The organism is Bacteroides faecis MAJ27, from assembly GCF_900106755.1.
Classification (GTDB): domain Bacteria; phylum Bacteroidota; class Bacteroidia; order Bacteroidales; family Bacteroidaceae; genus Bacteroides; species Bacteroides faecis.
The window spans coordinates 418,885-444,207 of record NZ_FNNN01000001.1; the positions used below are offsets into that span (position 1 = coordinate 418,885).

24 protein-coding genes are annotated in these 25,323 nt (G+C 45.8%); 2 read left to right on the plus strand and 22 right to left on the minus strand.

Features of this window, described 5'->3' with window-relative positions; all coding sequences use genetic code 11:
- Positions 1-10: 10 nt before the first annotated feature.
- The 12 genes from tpiA to BLW31_RS01320 all read right to left on the minus strand — a co-directional run bounded on the left by tpiA (position 11) and on the right by BLW31_RS01320 (position 10,489).
- On the minus strand, positions 11-769 hold the full coding sequence (gene tpiA, locus BLW31_RS01265; RefSeq protein ID WP_010536549.1) for a triose-phosphate isomerase: 759 nt from the start codon (positions 767-769) through the stop codon (positions 11-13).
- Between the two features lie 28 nt (positions 770-797).
- Positions 798-2,114, minus strand: coding sequence for a BT_3928 family protein (locus tag BLW31_RS01270; protein WP_010536548.1), 1,317 nt, complete (start codon positions 2,112-2,114; stop codon positions 798-800).
- Positions 2,104-2,646, minus strand: a complete 543-nt coding sequence (locus BLW31_RS01275) for a DUF1599 domain-containing protein (protein ID WP_010536547.1) — start codon at positions 2,644-2,646, stop codon at positions 2,104-2,106. Before BLW31_RS01275 ends, BLW31_RS01270 begins: the two co-directional genes overlap by 11 nt.
- Before the next feature lie 108 nt (positions 2,647-2,754).
- Entirely contained in the window at positions 2,755-3,627 is an 873-nt protein-coding gene (locus BLW31_RS01280) for a peptidoglycan DD-metalloendopeptidase family protein (RefSeq protein WP_010536546.1), read from the minus strand.
- Positions 3,628-3,645: 18 nt separating this feature from the next.
- The gene (gene ndk, locus BLW31_RS01285) at positions 3,646-4,110 is read right to left on the minus strand and encodes a nucleoside-diphosphate kinase (protein WP_008760845.1); all 465 of its coding nucleotides are present in this window, start codon (positions 4,108-4,110) and stop codon (positions 3,646-3,648) included.
- Between the two features lie 223 nt (positions 4,111-4,333).
- Positions 4,334-6,430: an ATP-dependent DNA helicase RecG gene (recG, locus tag BLW31_RS01290; protein ID WP_010536545.1), complete on the minus strand. Its 2,097-nt coding sequence runs from the start codon at positions 6,428-6,430 to the stop codon at positions 4,334-4,336.
- Positions 6,431-7,090 (minus strand): 2-C-methyl-D-erythritol 4-phosphate cytidylyltransferase, encoded by a 660-nt coding sequence (locus tag BLW31_RS01295; protein ID WP_010536544.1) that lies wholly within the window; start codon positions 7,088-7,090, stop codon positions 6,431-6,433.
- Positions 7,091-7,097: 7 nt separating this feature from the next.
- The gene (locus BLW31_RS01300) at positions 7,098-7,649 is read right to left on the minus strand and encodes a DJ-1 family glyoxalase III (protein WP_010536543.1); all 552 of its coding nucleotides are present in this window, start codon (positions 7,647-7,649) and stop codon (positions 7,098-7,100) included.
- Positions 7,650-7,674: 25 nt separating this feature from the next.
- On the minus strand, positions 7,675-8,553 hold the full coding sequence (locus tag BLW31_RS01305; protein ID WP_008760841.1) for a TonB family protein: 879 nt from the start codon (positions 8,551-8,553) through the stop codon (positions 7,675-7,677).
- A gap of 41 nt (positions 8,554-8,594) precedes the next feature.
- Positions 8,595-9,011, minus strand: a complete 417-nt coding sequence (locus tag BLW31_RS01310; protein ID WP_008760840.1) for an ExbD/TolR family protein — start codon at positions 9,009-9,011, stop codon at positions 8,595-8,597.
- A 45-nt stretch (positions 9,012-9,056) separates the two neighbouring features.
- Positions 9,057-9,776, minus strand: coding sequence for a MotA/TolQ/ExbB proton channel family protein (locus BLW31_RS01315; protein ID WP_010536542.1), 720 nt, complete (start codon positions 9,774-9,776; stop codon positions 9,057-9,059).
- Entirely contained in the window at positions 9,776-10,489 is a 714-nt protein-coding gene (locus BLW31_RS01320) for a pyridoxine 5'-phosphate synthase (protein ID WP_008760838.1), read from the minus strand. Before BLW31_RS01320 ends, BLW31_RS01315 begins: the two co-directional genes overlap by 1 nt.
- 112 nt (positions 10,490-10,601) lie before the next feature.
- Between BLW31_RS01320 and BLW31_RS01325 the strand changes: the two genes are divergently transcribed.
- Positions 10,602-11,510 carry an NAD kinase gene (locus BLW31_RS01325; RefSeq protein WP_008760837.1) on the plus strand — a complete coding sequence of 303 codons (909 nt, stop codon included), beginning with the start codon at positions 10,602-10,604 and terminating at the stop codon, positions 11,508-11,510.
- 308 nt (positions 11,511-11,818) lie between these two features.
- On the opposite strand, the gene BLW31_RS01330 is transcribed toward BLW31_RS01325, so the two are convergent.
- The 5 genes from BLW31_RS01330 to BLW31_RS01355 form a co-directional block, all read right to left on the minus strand.
- On the minus strand, positions 11,819-12,010 hold the full coding sequence (locus BLW31_RS01330; protein WP_074759417.1) for a hypothetical protein: 192 nt from the start codon (positions 12,008-12,010) through the stop codon (positions 11,819-11,821).
- A 549-nt stretch (positions 12,011-12,559) separates the two neighbouring features.
- Positions 12,560-13,510, minus strand: a complete 951-nt coding sequence (locus BLW31_RS01335) for a tyrosine-type DNA invertase cluster 3b (protein WP_010536539.1) — start codon at positions 13,508-13,510, stop codon at positions 12,560-12,562.
- 783 nt (positions 13,511-14,293) lie between these two features.
- Positions 14,294-15,196, minus strand: coding sequence for a hypothetical protein (locus tag BLW31_RS01345; protein WP_011109018.1), 903 nt, complete (start codon positions 15,194-15,196; stop codon positions 14,294-14,296).
- A gap of 11 nt (positions 15,197-15,207) precedes the next feature.
- On the minus strand, positions 15,208-15,783 hold the full coding sequence (locus tag BLW31_RS01350; protein ID WP_008760832.1) for a DUF5034 domain-containing protein: 576 nt from the start codon (positions 15,781-15,783) through the stop codon (positions 15,208-15,210).
- Between the two features lie 108 nt (positions 15,784-15,891).
- Positions 15,892-16,764 carry a DUF8429 coiled-coil domain-containing protein gene (locus BLW31_RS01355; RefSeq protein ID WP_008764168.1) on the minus strand — a complete coding sequence of 291 codons (873 nt, stop codon included), beginning with the start codon at positions 16,762-16,764 and terminating at the stop codon, positions 15,892-15,894.
- A gap of 183 nt (positions 16,765-16,947) precedes the next feature.
- On the opposite strand from BLW31_RS01355, the gene mdh reads away from it, so the two are divergent.
- Positions 16,948-17,889, plus strand: coding sequence for a malate dehydrogenase (mdh, locus tag BLW31_RS01360; protein WP_008760830.1), 942 nt, complete (start codon positions 16,948-16,950; stop codon positions 17,887-17,889).
- An 87-nt stretch (positions 17,890-17,976) separates the two neighbouring features.
- On the opposite strand, the gene BLW31_RS01365 is transcribed toward mdh, so the two are convergent.
- Genes BLW31_RS01365 through BLW31_RS01385 form a run of 5 tightly spaced genes read right to left on the minus strand, consistent with a single transcriptional unit; the run spans position 17,977 to position 25,249 of the window.
- Entirely contained in the window at positions 17,977-19,107 is a 1,131-nt protein-coding gene (locus BLW31_RS01365) for a vWA domain-containing protein (protein ID WP_010536536.1), read from the minus strand.
- Positions 19,108-19,117: 10 nt separating this feature from the next.
- Positions 19,118-21,346: a DUF5682 family protein gene (locus tag BLW31_RS01370; protein ID WP_010536535.1), complete on the minus strand. Its 2,229-nt coding sequence runs from the start codon at positions 21,344-21,346 to the stop codon at positions 19,118-19,120.
- Between the two features lie 14 nt (positions 21,347-21,360).
- Positions 21,361-22,440, minus strand: a complete 1,080-nt coding sequence (locus tag BLW31_RS01375) for an ATP-binding protein (RefSeq protein ID WP_010536534.1) — start codon at positions 22,438-22,440, stop codon at positions 21,361-21,363.
- An 18-nt stretch (positions 22,441-22,458) separates the two neighbouring features.
- Positions 22,459-23,934, minus strand: coding sequence for a DUF5691 domain-containing protein (locus BLW31_RS01380; RefSeq protein ID WP_010536533.1), 1,476 nt, complete (start codon positions 23,932-23,934; stop codon positions 22,459-22,461).
- Positions 23,921-25,249 (minus strand): SWIM zinc finger family protein, encoded by a 1,329-nt coding sequence (locus tag BLW31_RS01385; RefSeq protein WP_010536532.1) that lies wholly within the window; start codon positions 25,247-25,249, stop codon positions 23,921-23,923. Before BLW31_RS01385 ends, BLW31_RS01380 begins: the two co-directional genes overlap by 14 nt.
- Between the last annotated feature and the right edge of the window lie 74 nt (positions 25,250-25,323).

The following is a 25,323-nucleotide window of genomic DNA, read 5'->3' on the forward strand; positions in this document are numbered from 1 at the left end:
AAAATTATAATTATGCATTGAACGCATCGATGATACCCTTGAAGTCAGAAACTTTCAGAGCAGCACCACCAATCAGTCCACCGTCTACGTCGGGGTTAGAGAACAGTTCTTTCGCATTAGAAGGCTTGCAGCTACCACCGTAAAGGATAGAAGTGTTGTCAGCGATTTCCTTGCCATATTTGTCAGCTACGATTGAACGGATGAAAGCGTGGATTTCCTGAGCTTGTTCAGGAGTAGCAGTTTTACCTGTACCGATAGCCCAAACCGGTTCGTAAGCAAGGATGATCTTAGAGAAGTCTTCAGCAGACAGAGAGAATACAGATTCCATCTGAGCAGCTACTACTTCGTTCTGCTTGTTAGCTTCGCGTTCTTCCAGCACTTCACCGATACAGAAGATCGGAGTCAGACCGTTAGCCAAAGCCAATTTTACTTTTTCTTCAAGGATAGCAACAGTTTCACCGTAGTAAGCACGGCGTTCTGAGTGACCCAGGATTACATATTTTGCACCTGTAGAAGCTACCATTTCAGCAGAAACTTCACCGGTATATGCACCGGATGCTTTGTCTGCACAGTTTTCCGCACCTACACCGATCTTAGCTGCATCTACCAACGGAGTTACAGAAGCGAGGTGAATAAACGGAGTACAGATGATTACATCACAGTTAGGCTTTTCGTTAGCCAATGCTTCGTTCAGTTCTTTTGCCAAAGCGATACCCTCTTGAAGGGTTTTGTTCATTTTCCAGTTTCCTGCAACAATGTTCTTTCTCATTTTGTTCTTTATTTAAAGGGTTAATAAATTACTGTTCTTTCATTTCCTGTTGCTGTTTCCGCTTTTCCCGCTTCCGTTCGCGGCGGCGGATAATCAGGATATCCACTCCCAGCACCAGTACCAACGGAATCACAAACCACAAGAATACATACCCGATCGTATGTATATCACTTCGAACCTTCTGCTGACCAAGCTGAATATTTTCCAGTTTGTCAGTCAGGACGTATTCATCAGGAATGTCTTCATCACTCCATTTGTTCAGAATCGTACCATTCTTTATCAGCATCAGTCCCGGATTAGAGCGGATCATCGTCTTCAATGTGATGTCGTCCATCTGGCAGAAAGGATATTCCGCACCGGTCTTATCCTTCCACAACTCTATCTGCTCTTCCGGTGAGGAAGTAAGACAGTAGAATTTATAGCCATGCTCTACCGAATAATCATATATTTCATTAATCAAGTCGATGTTACTATCGTCCGCTTCTTCGATACGATGCGCCACCAGCAGGAAAGTATACCCCATATCCGTCAGCACATCCTCGGTGATATCATCGCCCGTACTCAGCTCCATCATGGAGAAATCGTGAATCGAAGGCTCGTATCCTTTTTCTTTCAGAACGGTACGGGTATCGACAAAGGTCCACGTACTATCCGGATAATTCTCCAGCGTAAACTCCTTCTTTTCGCCATTCTTTTCCAGAATAAAGACACTCTCATATACACTCGGCTTCGCACCGTCGGGGATACTCATGCCCTGCATGATATTCTGTCCGATCTTGTAAGGACGAAAATCGAGGACCGGCAGACGATCCAGACAGTAGAACGACAATGTGAATACAAAGAATACCGTGTACAGAGAAATCAGCCATTCCATCTTCAGAGTCACGAATCTGACCAGCATTTTCCTCCATTGGAATACAGCGATTGCTGCAATCAGCAGTACTATATTCTTGGCGAATGTCTCCCAGTTAGTCAACACCCATGCGTCACCGAAACAACCACAGTCTGACACCGGATCGAAAATCGCCAGATACAACGTCAGCGGTGTCATGAAAATCATCAGCATCAATGCCAATGTGGTGGAAAGTGTTCTCTTGATGCCGAAAAACAGGAAGATACCAATTGAGAATTCAGCAGCGGATAATAGGATACCTCCCAATAACGGGAAGAAAGAAGGGAACCAGGAAGTCATTCCGAAAGCAGCCAGATAGTCCTGTATCTTATACTGAAAACCCAGCGGGTCAACAGCTTTCACAAAGCCGGAAAAGATAAACGAGGCTGCTAAGAGAAAACGACAGACGTTCGCTCCTATCTTCTGGATGATATGTAAGTTCTTATCCTTCAAATTCTATCTTGATCAATCCGAAAACAGAATAATTAATCATATCCATATAGTTGGCGTCGATACCTTCCGAAACCAACGTATTTCCCGCCAGACTTTCAATCTGCTTGGTACGGTATATCTTCATCAGAATCAAGTCTGTGTAGGAACTCACACGCATGCTGCGCCAAGCTTCATCATAGTCGTGATTTTTGGCAAGCATCAACTCCAGTGCTTCCTTCGCATACTTATCGTACAAAGACATCGCCTCTTCATTGCTGATATCGGCAGATTCGGCATAACCCAGTTCCAGCTGAATCAGTCCGACAATACCATAATTGACAATCGCAATAAATTCCGAACGGATTCCTTCGTCAACCAGAGTCACCCCTTTGGTTTCGATACTGCGAATCCTGTTAGCTTTGATAAAAATCTGGTCAGTAACCGAAGCCGGACGCAGGATACGCCACGCAGGCCCGTAATCGTGCAGCTTCTTGGAAAATAAGTCACGGCACAATGCGATGACATGTTCAAATTGTTGCTTGGTATCTTTCATCTTATTCCAAATAGTGCGCAAAGGTAACAATAATTAAGTAAAAACAGAAAGAGGGCACTCTAAATTATATTAAAGTGCCCTCTTCTAAAGCTATATTGTATTACATCTTTATGAACAGCGTAAAACTTGTCCGATACGCAATGTAGTCGTCGGCTTGATACGGTTCAGCTTACACAGTGTGCTGACTGATACTCCACGTACTTTAGCGATACGTGACAATGTATCTCCACTCTTCACTTTATGGTAACGGATTGTTCCGTCAGCTACCTGAGTGTCATGAGAACCGGCACTACGCACCCCTTTCGTTTTGCGGAAAGTATAAGTATCGGCTACGATATCCTGTTTCGGGAAGTCGAACATATAAATCGGGTTGATTGCAATTCCCAGGAAGCGGGTTTCGAAATGAAGATGAGAACCGGTTGAACGTCCGGTGTTACCACCCAGACCGATCACTTCGCCGGCTTTTACCAATTGATTTTCTTCAACGAGTTGTTTGGACAAGTGTCCGTATATGGTTTCCAATCCATTGTCATGACGTATCACCACATATTTTCCATATCCTCTGCGTTCATATTTCACGATACGCACTTTACCATCGAAAGCAGCAACAATTGTATCACCGATATTAACTTTCAAGTCGAGGCCGTTGTGCATTCTTCTCCAACGGGGTCCGAAAGGTGAAGTAATCTTCGTACTCGGAGTCGGCATATGGAAACCTGTCAAGTCGATGGTGTAAGTATCCGGAATAATGGCATTTCCATAAGAATGCGCATACTGGTTGTTCCAGTTCGGATAAAGACTTAAGGCGGGATATTCCGACTGTTCGGCACGGATCTGTTTCTGCAGTGCCAAAGAGTCTACGGTTTTTAATTTCTTGTCTATCGGAGCTTGGCGGGCAATCAGGTCTTGAGAGAAAGAGCTCAGGCTGACCATAGCTGCTACAGCTACCAATCCTGTTTTAATAATGCAATTGAAATTCATTCGTTCTTGTCAATTCAATTAATACTCGTCATTCGCATACAGGTAATCAAAAGTCGCCTGTTTGTAGTCGAATATTTCTTCAGGTTTAAAAAATCTCGTTAATTCGATAGCCGCAGTTTCCGGAGAATCGGAAGTATGAACGATGTTTTCTTGAAAACTCATACTATAATCCCCACGAATGGTTCCCGGCGCAGCCAGACGTCCATTAGTTGGTCCCGCCAACGTACGGACTGCTTGAATAGCATCCACACCCTCATAACAACAAACAATGACAGGAGTTGCCATCATCGAATCTTTCACGCGCTGAAAGAAAGGCTTGCTGCTCAGGTGGGCATAATGTTCGCTTAATAATTCATCCGTCAGTTGCATCATTTTCATGCCGGCCAACCGTAGTCCTTTACGTTCAAAGAGATGAGTAATCTCACCAACCAATCCCCGTTGAAGGGTACACGGCTTCAAAATAACCAGCGTTTTTTCGATCATGATGTGTGACTTTCAAAAGATTAAACTATACACTTACTATAAAAAATTCCCCCAAAGATAGTATTTTCCGACGAAAGGGCAAGTAAGTCATTAACTATTTTTCAGAAGTACAGAGATGAAAAGGACAGAATAAGCGACGTTAAAGCCCTATAAATAGGAGGGATAAGAATGAAATATGTTTTGCAACACATTTCCGTAAATAAACTGCATGTTTAACCGTTTTTCAACTTATAGCCGCCCAGTTAACATTCGTTTTCCGAAGAGATTTCAGTTGCCGCCACAGGATTTCGTTCTCCGGATGCTGAGCTGACGGGTCGTTATCTACGATCTCTTCGGCTATCGAACGGACATATTGCAACAGCTGACCGTCACGGGTGATGTCCGCAATCTTCAGATCGAAGGCAATGCCGCTTTGCTGCGTACCCTCCAGATCACCGGGACCTCGCAGTTTCAAATCCGCTTCCGCTATTTCAAAGCCGTCATTGGTGCGCACCATTATTTCCAGCCGTTTCCGCGTGTCTTCAGTCAGTTTGTAGTTCGTCACAAGGATACAATAAGACTGTTCAGCGCCACGTCCCACCCGGCCACGCAACTGATGGAGTTGTGAAAGTCCGAAACGTTCGGCATTCTCAATAATCATTACAGAAGCATTGGGTACATTCACTCCGACTTCGATAACGGTGGTGGCAACCATAATCTGAGCTTCCCCGGAAATAAAAAGCTGCATCTGCTCATCTTTCTCCGCAGACTTCATCTTGCCGTGAACTTTGGCAACGGTGCAGCCGGGAAATTCTTCCAGAATATGCTGATAGCCTTCCTCCAGATTCTTGAGGTCGATTTTCTCGCTTTCCTTTATTAAAGGATAAACGATGTACACCTGACGCCCTTCTTCTATTTGTTTGCGTACCGAGCGATACATACTTTCCCTGCGGTTATCAAACTGATGGATGGTCGTTATCGGTTTTCGGCCCGGCGGCAGTTCATCAATGACAGAAACATCCAGATCACCATATAACGTCATGGCCAATGTACGCGGAATAGGCGTGGCGGTCATCACCAGCACATGTGGCGGCTGCACATTCTTTGTCCAGAGACGGGCACGCTGTGCCACACCGAAACGGTGTTGTTCGTCAATAACCACCAGTCCCAAGGAAGAGAAGTTCACCGTGTCTTCAATGACCGCGTGCGTACCTATCAGGATCTTCACGTCTCCCGTCAGCAGTCCGGACAGAATCGCCTCCCGCTTCTTTCCTTTGACAGACCCGGTCAGCAGTTCGACACGAATATCCATACCGAAAAGCAATTCCCTGATTGTTTCGTAATGCTGATTGGCCAGAATTTCGGTGGGAGCCATCATACATGCCTGAAAACCGTTATCCAAAGCAAGCAGCATACTCATCAATGCCACCAGCGTTTTACCGCTGCCGACATCTCCTTGAAGCAGGCGGTTCATCTGCCTGCCGCTTCCCACATCATTCCTGATTTCTTTCAGTACCCGTTTCTGAGCACCGGTCAACTGAAAAGGAAGATTCTGCGAATAAAATGTATTGAAAATATCCCCCACCCGTTCAAAGATGTATCCGCGATATCTTCTTTGCCGGTCTTTCGCATAGCGGAGAATATTCAACTGCACATAAAACAGTTCTTCGAATTTCAGACGATACTGAGCTCTGCGCAGCAAATCGGGATTGGTAGGGAAATGAATATTCCGTAGTGCTTCTGTCAGAGGCATCAGATGATGGTCCGACAAAATCTTGGGAGAAAGCGTTTCCGGCAGCGGTTCCTGTATCTGCTGGATCACCGTAGCCATCATCTTCTCAATCGCATGCGAATTGAGAAAACTCCGTTTCATTTTCTCCGTCGTATTATAATAAGGTTGCAGTCCGACGGAAGAAAGTTTCAGATCATCCGGCTTATCGATGTCGGGATGTGCCACATTGATACGACCGTTAAAAACGGTAGGCTTACCGAAAATGATATATTCTTCGTGAAGTTTGTACTTACCTAATATATACTTGATGCCTTGAAACCACACAAGGTCGACGACTCCCGTACCGTCTGAGAAATGAGCAGTCAGGCGTCGCTGCCGTCCTTCTCCTATCGTCTCGAAGCCGAGAATTTCTCCTTTCAACTGGATATACGGCATGTTGCCATCTATTTCGTGAATGTAATAGATGCGGCTCCGGTCAACATATTTATAAGGGAAATAATAAATCAGATCGTACAACGAGTAGATTTCCAACTCCTTGTTCAATACTGCGGCCTTCTGAGGCCCTACACCGGAGATAAATTTGATGTCGCGTGTGGTTAAATCGAACATTTACAAGAGAGCACTCCCGATCTTCAGGTCAAAGGGAGTTGTTATTTTTATGTTTTCACGATTACCTTCTGCCAGATATACGGGTACGCCCATTGCTTCGACCACCGAAGCATCGTCCGTAAAGAACGGAGTAAACTCCTGTCCATAAGCCTGTTTCAGCAGCTCCACCTCAAAAACCTGAGGAGTCTGCACTAACTTATATTCAGTACGGCTCACCGTTTCGCTTCCGGCATCCGTCAGATGGCGCAGCGTTTCGACTACATCCACCACCGGAATCACAGCTTTATGCTGTTCCGCCAGCTTGTAACACCGGCGAATCACTTCAAGGGTTACAAACGGACGAACTCCGTCGTGCACTCCTACCAGACCGGGAGCCTCCACGAGTGCCAGCCCATTCTTCACCGAATGAAAGCGGGTCTCGCCACCATCCGCAATGAGGTGTTCCACCGAAAAATGATGTTCTTCGCAAAGCTGTTTCCAAAAGTCCTGCTGTTCGCGGGGAAGTACCAGAATAATCTGAAGCATCGCATCGTACTTGCGGAATGCTTCCAGCGTATGCATCAACACAGGTTTGCCACCGACAGGAAGAAATTGTTTGGGAAGATCACTTCCCATTCGCAAGCCCTTTCCACCGGCGACAATAATCACAGATTGTTTCATAGACAGCTTAGCGTTTTACGCACATCGCTTCTACCAGTTCGTCTACTTTTTCTTTGCCTACCAGCATATCTACGATAGCCAAAGCAAACTCCATAGCAGCCCCCGGTCCCATACCTGTAATAATGCTTCCGTCACGAACTACGGGTTCACTGACACATTCCGCACCTTCCAGATATTGTTCGAAGCCGGGATAGCAAGTTGCTTTCTTTCCTTTCAGCAAACCTAATTTGCCCAATACCATCGGAGCCGCACAGATCGCTGCGATCGGTTTTCCTTTGGCAGCAAAGTCAAGAAGCAGTTTTCGCAGTCCTTCATGTTTGTCGAGCGTAGCTGCCCCCGGCATTCCTCCCGGCAACAACAGCAGATCGGCATCAAAAAAATCGCAGTTCTCAAAGTTTATATCACAGAGCAATGACACATCGTGAGCGCCCATTACAATTTCATCCGGAGTGACAGATACAATTTGCACATTCAGTCCGGCACGTCTCAAAGTGTCGACAGCAGTAAAGGCTTCTATTTCTTCAAAGCCATCTGCAAAAAAAGCATATACAGTTCCCATAATCCTATATTTTTGATTAGTGATACTATCTCAGGTTAAAATAATAAGTGATGGTTCCAGTCTGGTTGTTCGGTCCTTCCACGGTGTTGAAGCGAGCCTTCTTCGCCGCGTCTTCCGCTGCCTTCCGCAGGGTGGAGTTCACGGTGTTCGTTTGAGGATTGATACTGGTTCCAATGACTACTCCCGCCGGATTGACGGTGATATTGACTACCACACGTCCTTCTTCGGGCACATTATAGGCAGGCTTTGGCAGACTGCCCGTACCTAAAGAACGTCCGCCGAGGTCAAATGTTCCGTAACCTCCGGTTCCGGTCTTCGCTCCGGTGGATGAATTACCGTCCTTGCTGCCCTCCGTTCCCGTGCCGCTGGCGGAAGTACCTTTGCTGCCTCCCATCTGCGCTCCCTTTCCGAAAGCGTTGGCAACCTTTTTCTTCGCAGCTTCTTCGGCGGCTTTCCGTTCACGTTCCGCTTTTTCTTCGGCAAGACGTTTCGCTTCGGCAGCTTTCTCTGCCTCCGTCTTTTCGGGTTTCTTCACCGGTTCTTTGGGCTTCACTACCTCTTTGGGTTTCACGGTCTCCTTTTTAGGTTCCGTTTTCGGTTTCAGCACTACCGTTTCTTCTTCGGTCTGTGTCAGCAGATCCTGTTCCGAGGGCAGTTCCGGCTGCGTTTCCGCGGGTGCAGGTGCTTCCGGTTCTTCGGGCAGTATATCCACGTCCACCAGCGAAGGGTCGTCAAAGCCTCGGGCAGACTCCACATTTCCCAGCATCACAGGTACGCCGCCTGCGTCTTCATCCGGCTGGGGAACCGTAAAGCTCACCAGAATCAAAAGAGCTATCACTGCCACGTGTACCAACAGTGCACCCAGCGCGCCGACGAATTCACCCTTTTTTCTTCTGTCGTCCATAATTGTTTCTTTTTTTAGTAGTTAAGTAGCAACTACTTACTTTATTTGTTTTCCGGCGGGCGTGTAGCCAGCACCATTTTAAAATGATTCTCATTCGCAATGTTCAGCACCCGCACGATTTCACGGTAAGGCACCGACTCATCTGCATACAATGCCACATACATCTCCGGTTCTTTCTCCGCGCAACCTTGCAGGAACGGAGTCAGTTCGTCCAACGACAGCGGCTTTTCCTTCTCATTGCCGAAAGCAGCGTAGAAGTTCAGGTCTTTATCGATCACGACTCTTGTCAGCGGTTTGGCCGAAGTCTGCTGTTTGCCTTGCGGCAACAACACCTTTATGGCATTGGGCGACACCACCGTAGAGGTAATCATAAAGAATATCAGCAGCAGGAAGATGACGTCCGTCATGGATGCCATACTGAAATTGGGCGATACTCTATTTCTTCTTTTTAATCCCACTTTATTATTGATTAGTGGTTAATGATAGTGATTAACGTCTCAGGGTTACTTTTGGGCAGGCTCGTTCAAGAGATCCATAAATTCCATCGTACGAGCTTCCATTTTGTTTACTACACGGTCTACCAGCATCACCAGGTAGTTGTAAGCAAACATGGCAATGATACCCACGATCAGACCGCCTACGGTGGTGATCATAGCTTCGTAGATACCGCCGGAAAGCAGTGTGATATCAATATTTCCGCTTCCCGCATTCGCCATTTCGTAGAATGCGCGTACCATACCGGTCACCGTACCGAGGAATCCGAGCATCGGAGCACCACCGGAAATGGTTGCCATCACCGTCAGTCCTTTTTCCAGTTTGGCCACTTCGATGTTACCGACATTTTCAATGGCAACCTGCACATCGTTGATAGGACGCCCCAGACGGCTGATTCCTTTTTCTATCATGCGTGCCGAAGGAGTGTTCATCGTGCGGCAATACTGGATGGCCGCTTTGATTTCACCGCTATGGATATAGTCCTTGATCCGTTCCATGAACATCGGGTCTTCTTTTCCCGCTTTACGGATCATATAGTTACGTTCAAATAAGATGTAGAAACAGACTACAGACAGTACACCCAGTACAATCATAATCCAACCACCCTTGACAGCCATATCAAGCATATTCATCTCGGGAGCGCTGACCGGAGTCAGCACCGGGTTGGCAGTTGCCAGCGAGTCGGCCATATTCATGGCACCCTGGGCCAATAACATCAATACATTCATTAGCGTAGACAGTTTTTATATTCCTGAATAGTACGTTCCAGTCCCAGATACAATGCGTCGCTGATCAAGGCATGACCTATGGATACTTCGTCCACCCAAGGAATGTTTTTATAGAAATAGTTTAAATTCACAAGACTCAAGTCGTGTCCGGCGTTCAAGCCGATACCCAGTTTGCGGGCTGTTTTGGCTGCTTCCACAAATGGGGCAACAGCCGCTTCCGGATTCTTCGGATATGCCGTAGCATAGGGTTCCGTATAAAGTTCCACACGGTCGGCACCTGCTTTTGCCGCATATTCCACCATCTCCGGATCGGCGGCAACAAAGACGGAAGTACGGATGCCTGCGCTGTTGAACTGATCGAGAACTTCCGACAGAAATTCCAGATTTGCTTTTGTATCCCAACCGGAGTTGGAAGTAATCTGCGAAGGATCGTCAGGAACCAGCGTCACCTGATGAGGTTTCACTTTCAATACCAGGTCTATAAACTCCGGCGACGGGTAGCCCTCGATATTGAATTCAGTCCGCAACAACGGACGCAGATCATATACATCTGCCCGGCGGATGTGGCGTTCGTCGGGACGGGGATGAACAGTAATACCGTCAGCCCCGAAAGCTTCACAATCAAGTGCTACCTTCACCACATTGGGGGTATCCCCTCCGCGTGCATTTCTCAATGTAGCAACCTTGTTTATGTTTACACTTAATTTAGTCATAGTTTTACGCAATATTTGCCGCAAAAATACAAATATTATTATTAGTTGCCTAATAATACGAAACGCATTCTCAGTTCTTTTTTGGTTATTTAAAGTAGAAATCCAAGAAAAAATGCCAATTTTGCAACCGAAACTAATGAAACAGCTTATGAAATTTGCCATTTTCGGAAATACGTATCAGCCTAAAAAGTCTTTGCATGCACTCAGACTGTTCGAGCTTCTCAAGAAGCAGGGAGCGGAAATCTGTATGTGCCGGGAGTTTTACCAGTTCCTGACGGCAGATTTAAAAATGGAAGTGCCTGTCGACGCCCTGCTCGAAGGCAACGACTTCACAGCCGATATGGTTATCAGCATCGGAGGTGACGGCACATTTCTGAAAGCTGCCCGCCGGGTGGGTAGAAAACAAATCCCCATTCTAGGCATCAACACAGGGCGGCTGGGATTTCTTGCCGATGTTTCACCCGAAGAGATGGAGGTGACTTTCGAAGAGATTCAGGCAGGCAGATACAGTGTGGAGGAACGAAGTGTGTTGCAGCTTATCTGCAATGACAGAAATCTCCAGGAATCGCCTTATGCCCTCAACGAAATTGCGGTGCTCAAGCGGGACAGTTCTTCCATGATCAGCATCCGCACTGCGATCAACGGTGCTTATCTGAATACTTATCAGGCAGACGGACTGGTGATTGCCACTCCTACCGGCTCTACTGCATATTCATTAAGCGTAGGCGGCCCGATCATCGTTCCTCATTCCAATACGATCGCCATTACCCCGGTAGCTCCGCACAGCCTCAACGTCCGTCCTATCGTCATTCGTGACGACTGGGAAATCACGCTGGACGTGGAAAGCCGCAGCCATAACTTCCTCGTTGCCATCGATGGCAGCAGCGAAACGTGCAAGGAGACAACCCAACTGACCATTCGCCGGGCAGACTACAGTATAAAAGTAGTGAAACGGTTCAATCATATTTTCTTCGATACCCTCCGCAGCAAGATGATGTGGGGAGCGGACGGAAGGCGCTGATCTTCCGACCGGACCTTCGTGACTATCTGATTCCGGACCTTCGGGCATAAAAAAGTACATCCTTCCTCACCAGGACAGAATGTACTTAAACAAAAACAAACAATTATATAAAACGGGCATCCAAGAGACTCCGTTTATATAAGCAATAAGCATGTTGTGGGAAACATACACATGCTATAAAGGGTTTATCCCCGTTCGGGTACTTCACAGTAACCTTTTTAGAAAAACATCTCACCCCATATTTTATAATTATTCATATTTCTGTCGGACACATAATTAAATATGTTCAAGTATTTTTCAGTCAATTATCACCAAGGGTAAATATGCGAAATAACTCCCTGCCGCTGTAACGCTTCCAATATCTGTATGTCTTTGAGCGACCTGCACCTGCCTCCATGTCCTAAATAATACACCCGCCACGGAGTGGAACCATATCGACGGGCTATCCGAACATACACTTTTCTCCTTCTGGAGAACCAGACTTTCCATAAACTTTCCATTTCTTCTTTTACTTTTAAATAAGTAAACTAAAAACCCTTTTTAAGACATTGCCCACATCGAAGCAATGTTCATTCTCTTTATTTTGTCACTGTGTGTGTACCTTTACAAGCATATATCCCAATGGATAAATTCAGAACCAAAGTAAATAGAAGGCATGCAAAATGAGCTTGTTGTTTGAATTGCGTGTCACAATTTACTACTTACATTTATCTATTACTTCTTAGGTAACGGAAGTCCATTACCGGACTTTGCACATAGGGGAAAAGAAGCGAAAAAGGCAGCGGCCTTTGCGAGAAGCACTGTATAAAAGGGTTATGAAGGAGATTTTGTCGGATGACAAACAATAAGGGTTCAGAACATGAAGTCAGTGGTATTCGTGTTCTCATAGTGTTATTTTATTTTCTTAAGTCAGAGAAATAAAATAATGTATAATAAGTTTGGGATATGAGATTCTTTTTATATATCTTTGCGTCGTATTTATTTCCGTTACCTAAGAAGTAATAGACATGATAACACACTAATAACCAGCAATCTGATTATATTTTATTCTAATTATTGCAGTTTTCAACGTAAAAACAGTTCAACCGATTTGCTTCTGTTCTCTTTTCCAGTTCAAAACCTTTCAGGTAGATTTGAGTCGTCTTAATAGATTTGTGTCCCAATGATTCACTGATCATTTCAATAGGTATACCCTGGTATTTGGCATTCGTTGCCCAAGAATGGCGGATGGTATATGAGGTGACAGCCGACTTTAAGTGAAGTTCCCTTGAAAGACTTTTCAGCTGATTATTGAACCGACGAAGCGCCGACTGGTATTCTTTATACATGCTTTCACCTTTTGGGCTTTTATTCCCTCTCAGAATACTGAATAAATAATTCGTTCCATCTTCCCGAACAGGGTCATTATTGCGAAGTTTACTGATCGTGGGCAGAGATGACTCCAGCACCTCAAGACTTACAGAAGTGCCTGTCTTGATACGGTTATATCTCAATACCCCTTGTGCCAATGCCGACTTTTCCAAATGCGCAAAATCCGCAAAAGGCATTCCGCAGAACTGGAACATCAGTCGGGCAATCTCCTGAGTACGCCGCAAGTGCTTAGACTGGGGTGTTTTATAAAGAAGTGTATGCAGTTCCTTTACGGGCATTGCCTTTTTCTGCCGGACATCCACACCGGTATATACATCACGAAACAATCGGGGGATAAAACGGGCGATACCAGCTTCCACACCACGATTGTAAATACAGCGCAGCATTCGCATATAGGTAGAGATCGTATTGAGTTTCAGTTTGCAATCGTACAGATATTGTCCGTAACGTCGCAAAGACTCGCGAGTGATCTGCTCGAATGCAATATACGTACTGCCATGAAATCTCGTAAATGAAAGAACCGCATTCTTATACACATGTGCCGTAGAATAGCGCCCTTCTTCCTGCAAACTCCGGATATACGCTTTGGCACATCCAGTAAATCCAATTTTAGCTCTTTTCTGTTTCATAATCTTGTTATTTTTATTTGGTTACTTAGGGAATATAACACAATCAGCCACTTGTTTTGTTGTTAAGGCACCTAAAAAGCTCTTAAACGATTATCAATCTGATAAATCCTATCATAATAGATGTATCAACCGGCTTCTCTCTCTATGTATTGTTTATCCAATTACTGCTGTCACCCATCACAAAAACACAAATAACACACTCATAGTCAAGGCTTAACGCTGTGACGGCAACAGGTGACGGCACGGTGATGACAACTATTGCCGTCACACGCACATCGACTACACTGAACTCGCTACTATTGACTTTTGACATCATACACTCTAGTATAACTAGTTTCCATACGCTGGAACCAATGTTTTCAAGCGTCCGAAACTTTGGTTTCAAGGCTTTGAAACTTTAGTTTCAAGCCGATGAAACTTTAGTTCCAAGCTGAAGAAACAAAAGTTTCAAACGGGAAAAACTAAAAAGCTCTATATAGAACTACAAACAGACCATAAGGAACCATTGAAAACAAGGCAGTGTGACAGCAAAATTTGCCGTCACACTGCCGTCACCTACTGCCGTCACCTCATTAATCACTCATATTCAAGATATTATACCCAACAAAGTGACAGATGACAGCAATTTATAGTTTTTTATTTTTATAGAGAGACTAGCTGACACGTAAGTATATCATAAGAATGTTAATCCAATTGTTACGGATGGCAGAGTTTTTTCTTTTTCAAACTTTGTATAAAGGCTAAATTCTATTCGCTCATCATTGCAAAGAAATGATTAAATGGCTACTTATTTCCCGGAAACAACCCGTATGTTTTCCGTTTCTGTTCCATTAGCTGCCTGGTTCTTTCTCTATGCGATGATTTTCTATTAGTCTTTCTTCCCAGATAAAAAGGGAATCCGAATCCGACACTTACATTCAGATCACGGGCGAATGTAGAACTTTTATAGACTCCTCTCTCCACCTTTTCTCCCGTATAAAGGTCTGTTACATATTTACGATAAGTAAATCTCCCCAATGGCTGTATATAATTGACATTCAACAGTAAAAAACAATTTCGACTGAGCTTATAGTTGGCGGTAATACCTGCCGAAAGAATAAAAGCATCGATACTCTCACTACCATAGTTACTTTCATCATCCCCTCTATACTCTATCTTATATAATTCATTTCCTCCTTTTTTCTTTAGTTCCGCACAAACACGCTGATAGGAAATGCTATTCACACCAATCCCCAAACGAGGATAAAAAGCCCAATGGGAATTTTCAAAGCGATAAGCAACACCAAAATCCAGACAGGGATTAACGTCCGGTTTTTGCGTTCCCGGTATGAGATTATTCACATAGTAATCCGCTTCGACTGCATGGACTAATTCAGTATAACAATCCCGCCTATATTTCACGGGAATCCCCAAACGGATATTCGTATACCATCCCCATTTACGCGAAAAGAAATGTTGCAAACGAAGGTTGATAGCAGGAAACACTGATTTCCGGTCCGACATTGCAGTGTACATATTTCCCTTCCCCCGATAAGCCAGGTCAAAACAGGTTCCCACATCCAAGTCTAACTGTAGCAACTTATTCTTGGTAGATGGATCTTTAAGAAACAGGCTTTCCTGCGCCTGCGATACAGGCACAACACATGCAGTAAACAATAGCATGGCTAATAAATGTACTTTCTTCATAGACAGCAGATTTAATAGAAAGTAACCGGATCGCTCAGCCGTTCAACCGTTTCACCGCTTTCCATTGTCAGCACTACACGAAAACGGAACTCTCCGCCTGATTGGGGAATGGTCAATAACGCCTTATATATCTTGTTTACTTCATCTATCATGGATATAACCCCTCCATTAACAGTATAATCTGTCTGCTGATCTTTAACAAACGTCTTTGGATAGTCATAAAAGCAGGAAGTGACTTCTGCTCCTGCGGGAAATTCTTCATTAAAAGCTGTTTCCGTAAATATCTGAATCTTTTTGATGCCATCCGATAATACATGGCGAAGATAATGATCGGCGTCATAAGATTCCGGATCTTTTTCCCCCGCATCTGTCAGCAAACGAATCTCCATCATATAAGCTTCTTTGAGAACTTTGTTATCAAGAGCCTCCTTAGGTTTCTCACCTGCATTATCCCAATGATATAACTCCACTTCTTTCAAAGTACAGGAGATGTCTATCGGTTCAGCCAAATCCTGTTCATCGCAAGTCATGGCTGTCACCACCAGAAACAGTAATGATAGCAGTAGCTGAGTCAAGTGCTTTTTCATACGTATTATTCTATTAGTTTTCACAAAGTTAACCTTTTTCTAATAGAAAAATGCGCCAAAAAGCCTTTTACTGCTTATTGGCGCATTTTTTTCTTGAATTTATATCGGTTAGTCCAGCGTAAACTTCTGAGAGCCGATCAGATTTCCGCCCTCGAAGATATCCAAACGATAGTTTCCGGCATACAAAAACTCTTCCACATCCCAGAATACATTCACGTTCTGTTCCTCACCGTTGTATTCGATATACTTTTTGATGGAGTAAGTCAGTGTACGGTTTTCGTAAGAGAAAGTGTTGGATGCACTCTTGGTCAGTGCGTCATTATCCGGTTTGGTGATACGTATATAGATGGTACGTTCGCCATTCTCTGCCGTAATATTCTTCACGACTGTAAAGCTGATAGCCAGCTTCACGATGTCTTTCACTTTCTTTGCAACCTTCCCCCGTTTATTGCGCGGTTCGATACGGATATTGGTCACATCGAGCTGGGCAGCCAGTGTCACCTTCTTATCCAGATTCTCCTTCTCTTTGGAAAGTGTACTGATTTGCTGTGAAGCAGTGTTGTATTTCTGCGTAACGTCTGCAATCACCTGTTGTTGGCGTTTATTGATTCTGTCCAGTGAGTCTATCTGATTGACGTAGCCTACCAATATCTTACGCAAAGTGGCAAGCTCCTTTTTCAAACGACGGATTTCCGTTGCATTCGAGCTTTTCACGGTACGGAGTTCTTCGAGCAATCGTTGAGTTTTCAATTGTTCCTGCTCCAGCAACAGTGCGAGAGAGTCATTAGTTACCGTAAACTTTAACTCATCATACTTTTGCACAAACTGGCTATACTCATTCTCCAAATCTTCCTTATCCAACTGAAATTCCTGTACCAGCTCGCGATTGGCTTTCTTTTCAGTAAACAACAAATAAGTGATGCCGATAATCGCTATCACCAAAACAGCTACAGCTGCAATAAGAAGGCTTTTTTTGTTCATAGTTCCAATTGTTAATCGATAACGGGCACAAAAGTAATCATTTCGTAACAGAGTAACATAGTCTTGGGCATTTTCTTTAACGAAAATTATTACGGAAAAATTTCTTTAATTAGGATTATCGTTGTAATTTTGTCGCGCTAAAAAGCATGAAATAAATTATCAACTTTTTAAATATATAGTATTATGTCAAAAGTAACCGTAGTAGGCGCAGGTAACGTAGGTGCTACATGTGCAAATGTACTTGCTTTCAATGAAGTAGCAGACGAAGTAGTAATGCTGGACGTTAAAGAAGGCGTTTCAGAAGGTAAAGCAATGGATATGATGCAGACAGCTCAACTGTTGGGTTTCGACACAACTGTAGTAGGCTGCACTAACGACTATGCTCAGACTGCTAACTCTGACGTTGTTGTAATTACTTCAGGTATTCCTCGTAAACCGGGTATGACTCGCGAAGAACTGATCGGTGTAAACGCTGGTATCGTTAAATCAGTGGCAGAAAACATCTTGAAATATTCTCCCAATGCAATCCTTGTTGTTATCTCTAACCCGATGGATACAATGACTTACCTGTCATTGAAAGCTCTGGGCTTGCCGAAGAACCGCATCATCGGTATGGGTGGCGCACTGGACAGCTCTCGTTTCAAATATTTCTTGTCTCAGGCTTTGGGCTGCAACGCCAACGAAGTAGAAGGTATGGTTATCGGTGGTCACGGTGATACTACTATGATTCCTTTGACTCGCTTCGCTACTTACAAAGGTATGCCTGTAACTAACTTCATCTCTGAAGAAAAACTGAACGAAGTGGCTGCTGCTACTATGGTGGGTGGTGCTACTCTGACTAAGTTGCTGGGTACTTCTGCATGGTATGCACCGGGTGCAGCAGGAGCATTCGTAGTTGAATCTATCCTTCACGACCAAAAGAAGATGATCCCTTGTTCAGTATATCTGGAGGGAGAATACGGTGAATCAGACATTTGCATCGGTGTTCCTGTAATCCTTGGCAAGAACGGTATCGAAAAGATCGTTGAACTGGATCTGAACGCTGACGAAAAAGCTAAGTTCGCTGCCAGCGCAAAAGCTGTTCACGGAACAAACGCTGCTTTGAAAGAAGTAGGTGCTCTGTAATTAGCAATCCCCTTACATTTATATAAGCTAAGAAAGGCTGTCCTCCACTATGAGGGACAGCCTTCTTTCTTTTCTATCCAATAGTTGTCATTCACTCTTTACATTCTGAGAAACCCACATTCCAATGTCCTGTTTACTCAAAGCAGCCGCCATAAGGTCCGGAAACTTATCCGGAGTACAGGCAAATGTCGGCACTCCTATGGAAGCGAGAAACTCAGCATGCCCCTTGTCGTAGGACGGAGCACCGTCATCGTTCAACGCCGGAAGGACAATCAACTGCACACCGCTATTGACCAACGAGACAAATTTCTTTCTCATTTCTCTGGAGTCTCCTCCTTCGTAAAGGTCAGTCACCAACACCATCACCGTGTCCTGCGGACGGGTAATGACTCCCTGACAATAAGTCAGCGCACGGGCTATATCGGTTCCTCCCCCGAGCTGTACCCCGAAAAGCAGATCCACGGGATCTTGCAAATCATCCGTCAGATCAACGACTGCCGTATCAAAAACCACCATACGGGTAGATACCGCCGGAATGGATGCCAACACAGAACCGAATATGCCGGAATAAATGACCGATGTCCCCATAGAACCGCTTTGATCCAGACACAGGATAATGTCTTTCATCGCTTTCCGTTTACGCCCGTAGCCAATACGGATTTCGGGAATAATCGTCTTATAGTCCGGTTGGTAGTTTTTCAGGTTCTTGGTAATGGTCGTTTTCCAGTCTATTTCATTGTAACGCGGGTTCCTGCGACGGCTGGAACGGTTCAAAGCACCGGTTACCGCCTGTTGCGTAGGAGCCGACAGTTTGCGAAGCAACTCCTCAACCACCTTGCGGACTACCTGGCGTGCCATCTCCTTATTCTTTTCGGGAATCACCCGGCTTAACGACATCAGGGTGGCAACCAGATGAACATCGGGGACGACCGTTTCCAGCATTTCTTTTTCGGTAAGCAGACTAGTCAGATTCAGACGTTTTATAGCATCCCGCTGAATCACTTGTACCACTGTCTGCGGAAAGAACTCACGGATATCTCCAAGCCATCGGCTTACTTTGGGAGCCGAGGAACCCAGCCCCCCTCTTCTGTCACTATCATATACAGCTTCCAGAGAATGGTCTATCCGCTGTTCTTCCAGATTCAATGTCACGCCTGTACCGTCAGCCTCATCACCGCCCAGTATCAGACGCCACCTTTTCAGTAATTCTTCTTCCATCTTCTTTCCTTTACTTTGTTTCCAGTCCCAATAATTGACGAATCACGGGGATTACCTTCTTTGCTTCTTCCCGATTCAGACATTCATTCTCCGTTACCGAAGCTCCTACGGCAGATGATGTGCCCGTAGAATCCGTACGACGGGCTTTCTCACCCAGCTTACGGCGTTCGGCAGAGGTAAATTCGCTGAAAGTACGCCTCAATACAGGCAACAGCTCCATAAATGTGTCTTTGTCCTGCGAACATACCCAGTTATTCACCAAATTCCAGAGACGGTCGTCCAGCAACAGGATCGAACCGGATGAACGCAAAAAGCCTTCGAACCAGTATGCCATATCTGCCGGAGCATTGCCAACAGAAGAATAAAAACTAAGTGTCGTCTCCATCTCCTCTGCGGAGATTTCCCCTTTGTCATTCAGCAGACGGGTAGCATAACCGGACAACAACGGATGCACATTGGCAGAAGAACGTACCTGACCGATGAAATTGCGCCACATCAGGTTCAGTTCTTCCCGATTCAGAATGGAGAGCGCATAGTCCGTGGCAACCAATTTATTCAGAAGATCACCGGCAGCCTCTTCATCGATATTGATACACACCAATACACCACCCGCAAGAATACGGGCAATCATGGCTTCAAGCATATCACCGACCTTCGAGAAATCAAGATCACGCACGTTTCCGTAACGGACGATATTCACCAGATCGGGGACCGCCTCCATCATTTCCAGAATATCGGTGGAAGCAGCCGAAAGACGGTCCAACTGTACGGTCATCGCTTCTACCAACGCCGGAAGATCGGCGGGGAGGACCGTACTCAACAAAGCTGTCAGTTCCGGGATATGCTGAATCTCCGCCATCTGTTTCAGCAGATATTTCTGCGTAGCTTCCATCAACGTGTTTCCCCAGATAGCCCGTTCAATGATTTGGATGATTTGTTCCGGTTTGTGATACAAGGTCCATTTTTCCTTGAAAGTACCTTTCCCGTCTATCCGTCCGAGGATAGTCCAGTCGATGCCCAGCAGTTGCAGGCGATGGAAGAAGATACTTCGCTCCAGATCATTCGGCTTGCGGAGGTCTAATATCAGTTCTTTGATCTCGGCGGTGAACGGAACACGCAGACGTTTTTGTATTTTCTCCACGTCTACCAGCAGAGGTACTTTGGGAACGTCATCAGGTACACTTCCCAAACGGTTGCTGATGATCAGTTCTTCTTTGATAATCTGCAACAAAATATCATCTCCGAAGCCCATCACCGTAGTGACGGCTTCGTTATATTCATTCAGAGAAGGATAAGGCAGATCTCTCAAAGCAGCCGTCACCTGTGCCAGACGGACGGTTTCAATAACATGGGCTACCGAGATATCCATATTCTTCTGCCGCAGCAGAGAGGCGATCCGGCTCACCCAAAGCGTGCCATCATCCTCCGGATGATGCCAGAGATAATGATACCAGCCCGGAGATTCGATTCCCGCACCGTACCCGCTGCGGAAAGCAAGCCGGTCATACGTCCACGGAATCCATGTACATTCTACCTTTACTTTGGGAAGTCCCTTCAGTAGTTCATTATCGTCCTTTACTTTGGGCATATCGTCCAGTGCGGGTACATGCCATGCACCACAGACGACGACAATGCGTTCGAAATTCTCCTTCTGTGCCGCACGTATCATTTTACGCATCCACGCTTCACGTATCAGGTCACGCGGAGAGGTGTGCCCCGGAAGTTCTTCCCGAAGAGCAGTCACAGCCTCTTGTACCGCCTGAAAGATATCGGCAGGTTCTTGCCGGTGTTCAATCATAGTTTCCCACCAGGATTCACCATCAGTAAATCCTGCGGCATGAGCCAGCCAGTCGAACGGGTCGCCGGCTTCTGCGACTTCAGCGGTCGTTTCCGTCTCCTGTTCAGAGGTCTTTTGTGCCCGAAGAGCCAGCGAATAGACCAGAGGCAAGTCGAAAAAGCGGAAAGGTATCCGGTTCTGTACGGCATAACGCATCGCCTGCCACTCGGGCGAGAACTCCGCAAAAGGGTAGAACACTGCATTCTGAGGCTCGTCCGGCTGGTATGCCAGCAAAGCTACCGGAGGCGTCATCTGCGGATTTTCCACACAGGGCAGCAGCGCTTCGGCTTCTGCCGGACCTTCTACCAGAATCAGATCCGGTTGCAGTTCCTGCAAGTAGTTCAGCACATTGCGGCACGAGCCGGGACCATGATGCCTGATGCCTAGTAAATGAATAGCCATTTCTTCCTTTCTTTTTAAATCATATCCCTTGAAGCACGGTAAATATCTTTCCAGCCGTCCCGATTCTTCACGACCGTTTCCATATATTCCTGCCAAACGACTTTATCCTGTACGGGGTCTTTGACCACTGCACCCAAAATACCGGATACGAGATCTTCGGCATGAATTTCTCCGTCACCGAAATAACCTGCCATCGCCAGTCCATTGTTTACCACCGAAATAGCCTCTGCCGTGCTAAGCGTTCCGCTCGGAGTCTTCAGTTTCGTCTTACCGTCGGCAGTGGCGCCCTGACGAAGTTCACGGAAGATAGTAACGACACGGCGAATCTCCTCCAAAGCAGGCTTTTCAGCCGGGAGCTGCATTACTTTCTCAAAGTTCTCTACCCGTCGGCGCACAATATCTATTTCTTCATCAATAGAATCCGGCAAGGGAAGAATGACCGTATTGAAACGGCGTTTCAAGGCGCTTGACAGATCATTGACTCCCTTATCCCGATTATTAGCAGTAGCGATGATATTGAAACCGCGGATTGCCTGTACTTCTGTATTCAGCTCCGGGATGGGCAATGTCTTTTCAGAAAGAATGGTGATCAGTGTATCCTGCACATCGGAACCGATGCGTGTCAGCTCCTCAATACGGCCTATCTTACCTTCCTGCATAGCTTTCATTACCGGAGTTTGCACCAATGCTCCCACACTCGGCCCTTCCGCCAGCAAACGGGCATAGTTCCACCCATAACGGATCGCTTCTTCACCGGTGCCGGCCGTACCCTGCACTATCAAAGTGGAATCACCGGAAATAGCAGCGGCAATATGCTCGCTCACCCAGCTTTTCGCAGTTCCGGGCAGTCCGTAAAGCAGTAGCGCACGGTCGGTGACAAGGGTTGCCACAGCTATTTCCATCAGACGACGGTTACCTATATATTTAGGAGAAACTTCAAATCCGTTTTTCAATTTACCGCCCATCAGGTAGGTAACCACTGACTGCGGAGACATCTCCCAATTCTCCGGAACGGGATTTGTTTCATTCTGTTTCAACTCGTGAAGTTCTTCTGCAAATTGCTGTTCAGCATGTTGTCTTAATAAAGTGCTCATATCTTCTTTCTGTTTTTATTAGTCATTATTTAATAAGGTATCTATTCTCTGCTTCAAATCCATGTATTCCATCATCAACCGGCAAAAACGGGTGGAGGTATTATTCTCTTGTGCGGCCGTTGAAAGCGCTGTCTGTTCGATGGGTTTTCTCATCTCGGACGGGAAGTATAATGCCAGTTGTTCGGCTGTCTCCTTAGGGAGATAGTAATTATTCCGAAGCATCCGCTGGAATACACGGGTGGAGAATTTCATTCCCCATCCGATGCCGTCTTCGTTGAACCAGCTATCCGGAATATAGCCGCCTCTCTCTGACTGAAAAGCTATTTCCTCACGTTGGGAGGAAGGCAATAACCCCATCAACGCGTCCGCCATTTTTTCATCCGCATTCTCCTTCAAGGTATGATATGCCCAACCGGAGTCGCTGAAATTCAGAATCGGTTTCGACAGGTCGAACAGTTTCTGAAAAGGAGGGTTCTTCGCCAGTTTGCCGGCAGCCTTCTCCGGCGCACAGTCATAAAACTCACTCCAGAAACTTAATGGAACACGTTCCGCCAACTGGCGTAACAAGAAACGATCATCCTTCTCGTTTTTATTGGAACTCACCTCTTCAAGTCCCAGTTTCTTCATTTCAGGGGTAAATTCAATCTTATCATACGACCATCCCAAAAGGAAATTGAAATGTAATTTCCCCCGCAATAATTCTTCGTATATTTTCACCAGTTCGGAGTCCGGCAGGCTACACAATAATCGCCGGGCCGTTTCTTTGACATTACTGCTCCGGTCGGTCGCCACGATCTCTTGCAGGAATGCTTCGTCTGATTTACTCAACCCCCACCGCAAACACTGAATCAGTTCATCCCGATGGGCAGCCGGCTCATTCTTCAGTTCGGTCTGCAATAAGGCAAGCCCCTGCTCCGGACTATTTTTCCGCAGGTTGGTCAACATTCGTTTCCGTTCTTCGTGAGAGGCGGTTTCCCAAGTTTCGTTGCCGGATTCTCCCCATACAGGAAATCCCATTTGCGGAAGAAGCCAACGTCCTCTTTGCCCTGTCAGCAGAGACAGCCAGTGCTGTTCCTCATACCTGTAGGGATTATTCCGGTCAAAAGCTCTTCGCAATAAAGTTTGCAGATAGGCAGGAGGGATCAATTTTCCTTTGTCGGCAGCTTTCCGGTAAGCATACAGCAAAAGATACTGATTTTTATTGAGATACAGAGAAGTAAGCAACTCTCCCACTTCACGAAGGAAGTAAGGTTTGTCTTCTTCCGGAGCTTCTGTCACATTTGCAACTCCTGCAATGGATTGCGCTTCCACTCCGGCACGTGCAAAGGCAAAGCCCAAAGCGGACTGCTGATAGAAGAGAGCTTCCGCATCCTCTGCTTTCGCCTGAATGTCGCGGAGAGTTTCTTGCAACTCTTCCGGAAAATCAGTCGTTATCAGTTCACGGGTGGCAGTGCCAAGCAATGCCACATTGATGATATGATCAGTTAAGTTCATCTTTCCAAAAATAAAATTCAGATTGATACCAGATTGTTTTCAATTCACAGGAAACGGCGTCTGCCAGCAAAAAAGCCGAGAAGGGTTTTCCGCCTGTTATAGCCAGTATGTCAACACGTGCAGTCTCTTCGATATGCACCGGAACGGCCATACCTGCGGCATCCTGTAGATAGTGCGTATTTCCGCTTGTTACCAGTCTGACATTGTCCACCAAGAGAGGAACTTCCTCCGCAAACGGATGAGTCTGCATAACCGTTCTGTAAGATTGCATGGCAACCGGTATATCGGAACACAATGAAGGCAGGAAGGTACTATCCAGCCATTTCATGTTTTGGGGCAGGGCACGCAAGGCAGCAACGCCCTGATAAAAATACAACTCTCCTTCATAGACGCCACCGGGAACCATATTAAATTCCGGCAACGCTCCGGGAGCCAGAAAGTTTAAATAGAGGGCCATACGGTGACTGGACTTCCCGTACAACCAGAAAGTTTCTGTCCGCAGCTCATTTATTTTCCGGCTTCTGGTATGCAAAACGATCCATTGGTCTGCCACCGGCACGCCGGACATCACTTCTTCCTTCGCCTGCGGATATCCTACCTGAGTACGGATTTCCGTTTGCCACTCAGCAGAAAGAGAATCCAAATTCTTATAACTTTCTGTCAGAAGATACAGTTTACTCAATTTGTCGGTAAGCTCATATTTCCAACTGTCTGTATAGTAATTGATTTCCTGTAGCGATCGTAACCTGCCCGCCAATCCACCGGCCTGCGCATCAATCATCCTGCGGGATATGGGTTCAAATAGTGTATATGCTCTTTCCGGGATATTCAGCAGCCCGTTGCGGAGCAAGTCTTTCATCCAGATCTGAAGATCATCAATTCCGGCCAGTACCTTCTGATGGCGCACGGCCTGCCTCTTGGCCTGTGCCGCTTCATCCACCGGAGTTTCCGATTTCTCTTTCTGTTCTTTCTTCTCCGCCTTCTCTTCACGTTTGGAGAGCCATGCCGTTACCCAGTCCGGTTCCTCCGCTTCCTTGAAAAGATCAGCATGGGAAGCATACATAAATAAAAGCCCCAACCCATGTTTACACGGAAACTTACGGCTGGGACAAGAACATTTGAATGCAATATTCTTTGTATCAACTACTGTTTGATAAGGCGTTTTTCCACTTCCTTGGCAGTGTCCCCAGATGGCGCGGTCACTATGCTCCAGAAGTACCCACTTAGTCCGGTTCGCCAACCCTTTTCCTGCTTTGACAGACGCAGCGTCCGGAGCGAGTTGAGTGATTTGTTCTTCTGTCAGATTTAATAACATTATAGTATGTTTATCATGTTTCAAAATACAAGTATAGCATATTTTCCAAAGAGAAGCATTTAAAAAAAGCTAAT

Bases quoted from the DNA above. Each gene is read 5' to 3' on its own strand.
- BLW31_RS01280 (WP_010536546.1), bottom strand. From the start codon at position 3,627: ATGAATTTCAATTGCATTATTAAAACAGGATTGGTAGCTGTAGCAGCT.
- BLW31_RS01350 (WP_008760832.1), bottom strand. From the start codon at position 15,783: ATGAAAAAGCACTTGACTCAGCTACTGCTATCATTACTGTTTCTGGTG.
- BLW31_RS01300 (WP_010536543.1), bottom strand. From the start codon at position 7,649: ATGGGAACTGTATATGCTTTTTTTGCAGATGGCTTTGAAGAAATAGAA.
- recG (WP_010536545.1), bottom strand. From the start codon at position 6,430: ATGTTCGATTTAACCACACGCGACATCAAATTTATCTCCGGTGTAGGG.
- BLW31_RS01370 (WP_010536535.1), bottom strand. From the start codon at position 21,346: ATGGCTATTCATTTACTAGGCATCAGGCATCATGGTCCCGGCTCGTGC.
- BLW31_RS01380 (WP_010536533.1), bottom strand. From the start codon at position 23,934: ATGAACTTAACTGATCATATCATCAATGTGGCATTGCTTGGCACTGCC.
- BLW31_RS01325 (WP_008760837.1), top strand. From the start codon at position 10,602: ATGCCAATTTTGCAACCGAAACTAATGAAACAGCTTATGAAATTTGCC.
- tpiA (WP_010536549.1), bottom strand. From the start codon at position 769: ATGAGAAAGAACATTGTTGCAGGAAACTGGAAAATGAACAAAACCCTT.
- BLW31_RS01355 (WP_008764168.1), bottom strand. From the start codon at position 16,764: ATGAACAAAAAAAGCCTTCTTATTGCAGCTGTAGCTGTTTTGGTGATA.
- BLW31_RS01315 (WP_010536542.1), bottom strand. From the start codon at position 9,776: ATGAATGTATTGATGTTATTGGCCCAGGGTGCCATGAATATGGCCGAC.
- BLW31_RS01320 (WP_008760838.1), bottom strand. From the start codon at position 10,489: ATGACTAAATTAAGTGTAAACATAAACAAGGTTGCTACATTGAGAAAT.
- BLW31_RS01330 (WP_074759417.1), bottom strand. From the start codon at position 12,010: ATGGAAAGTTTATGGAAAGTCTGGTTCTCCAGAAGGAGAAAAGTGTAT.
- mdh (WP_008760830.1), top strand. From the start codon at position 16,948: ATGTCAAAAGTAACCGTAGTAGGCGCAGGTAACGTAGGTGCTACATGT.
- BLW31_RS01375 (WP_010536534.1), bottom strand. From the start codon at position 22,440: ATGAGCACTTTATTAAGACAACATGCTGAACAGCAATTTGCAGAAGAA.
- BLW31_RS01385 (WP_010536532.1), bottom strand. From the start codon at position 25,249: ATGTTATTAAATCTGACAGAAGAACAAATCACTCAACTCGCTCCGGAC.
- BLW31_RS01305 (WP_008760841.1), bottom strand. From the start codon at position 8,553: ATGGACGACAGAAGAAAAAAGGGTGAATTCGTCGGCGCGCTGGGTGCA.
- BLW31_RS01345 (WP_011109018.1), bottom strand. From the start codon at position 15,196: ATGAAGAAAGTACATTTATTAGCCATGCTATTGTTTACTGCATGTGTT.
- BLW31_RS01365 (WP_010536536.1), bottom strand. From the start codon at position 19,107: ATGGAAGAAGAATTACTGAAAAGGTGGCGTCTGATACTGGGCGGTGAT.
- ndk (WP_008760845.1), bottom strand. From the start codon at position 4,110: ATGATCGAAAAAACGCTGGTTATTTTGAAGCCGTGTACCCTTCAACGG.
- BLW31_RS01295 (WP_010536544.1), bottom strand. From the start codon at position 7,090: ATGAAACAATCTGTGATTATTGTCGCCGGTGGAAAGGGCTTGCGAATG.
- BLW31_RS01335 (WP_010536539.1), bottom strand. From the start codon at position 13,510: ATGAAACAGAAAAGAGCTAAAATTGGATTTACTGGATGTGCCAAAGCG.
- BLW31_RS01275 (WP_010536547.1), bottom strand. From the start codon at position 2,646: ATGAAAGATACCAAGCAACAATTTGAACATGTCATCGCATTGTGCCGT.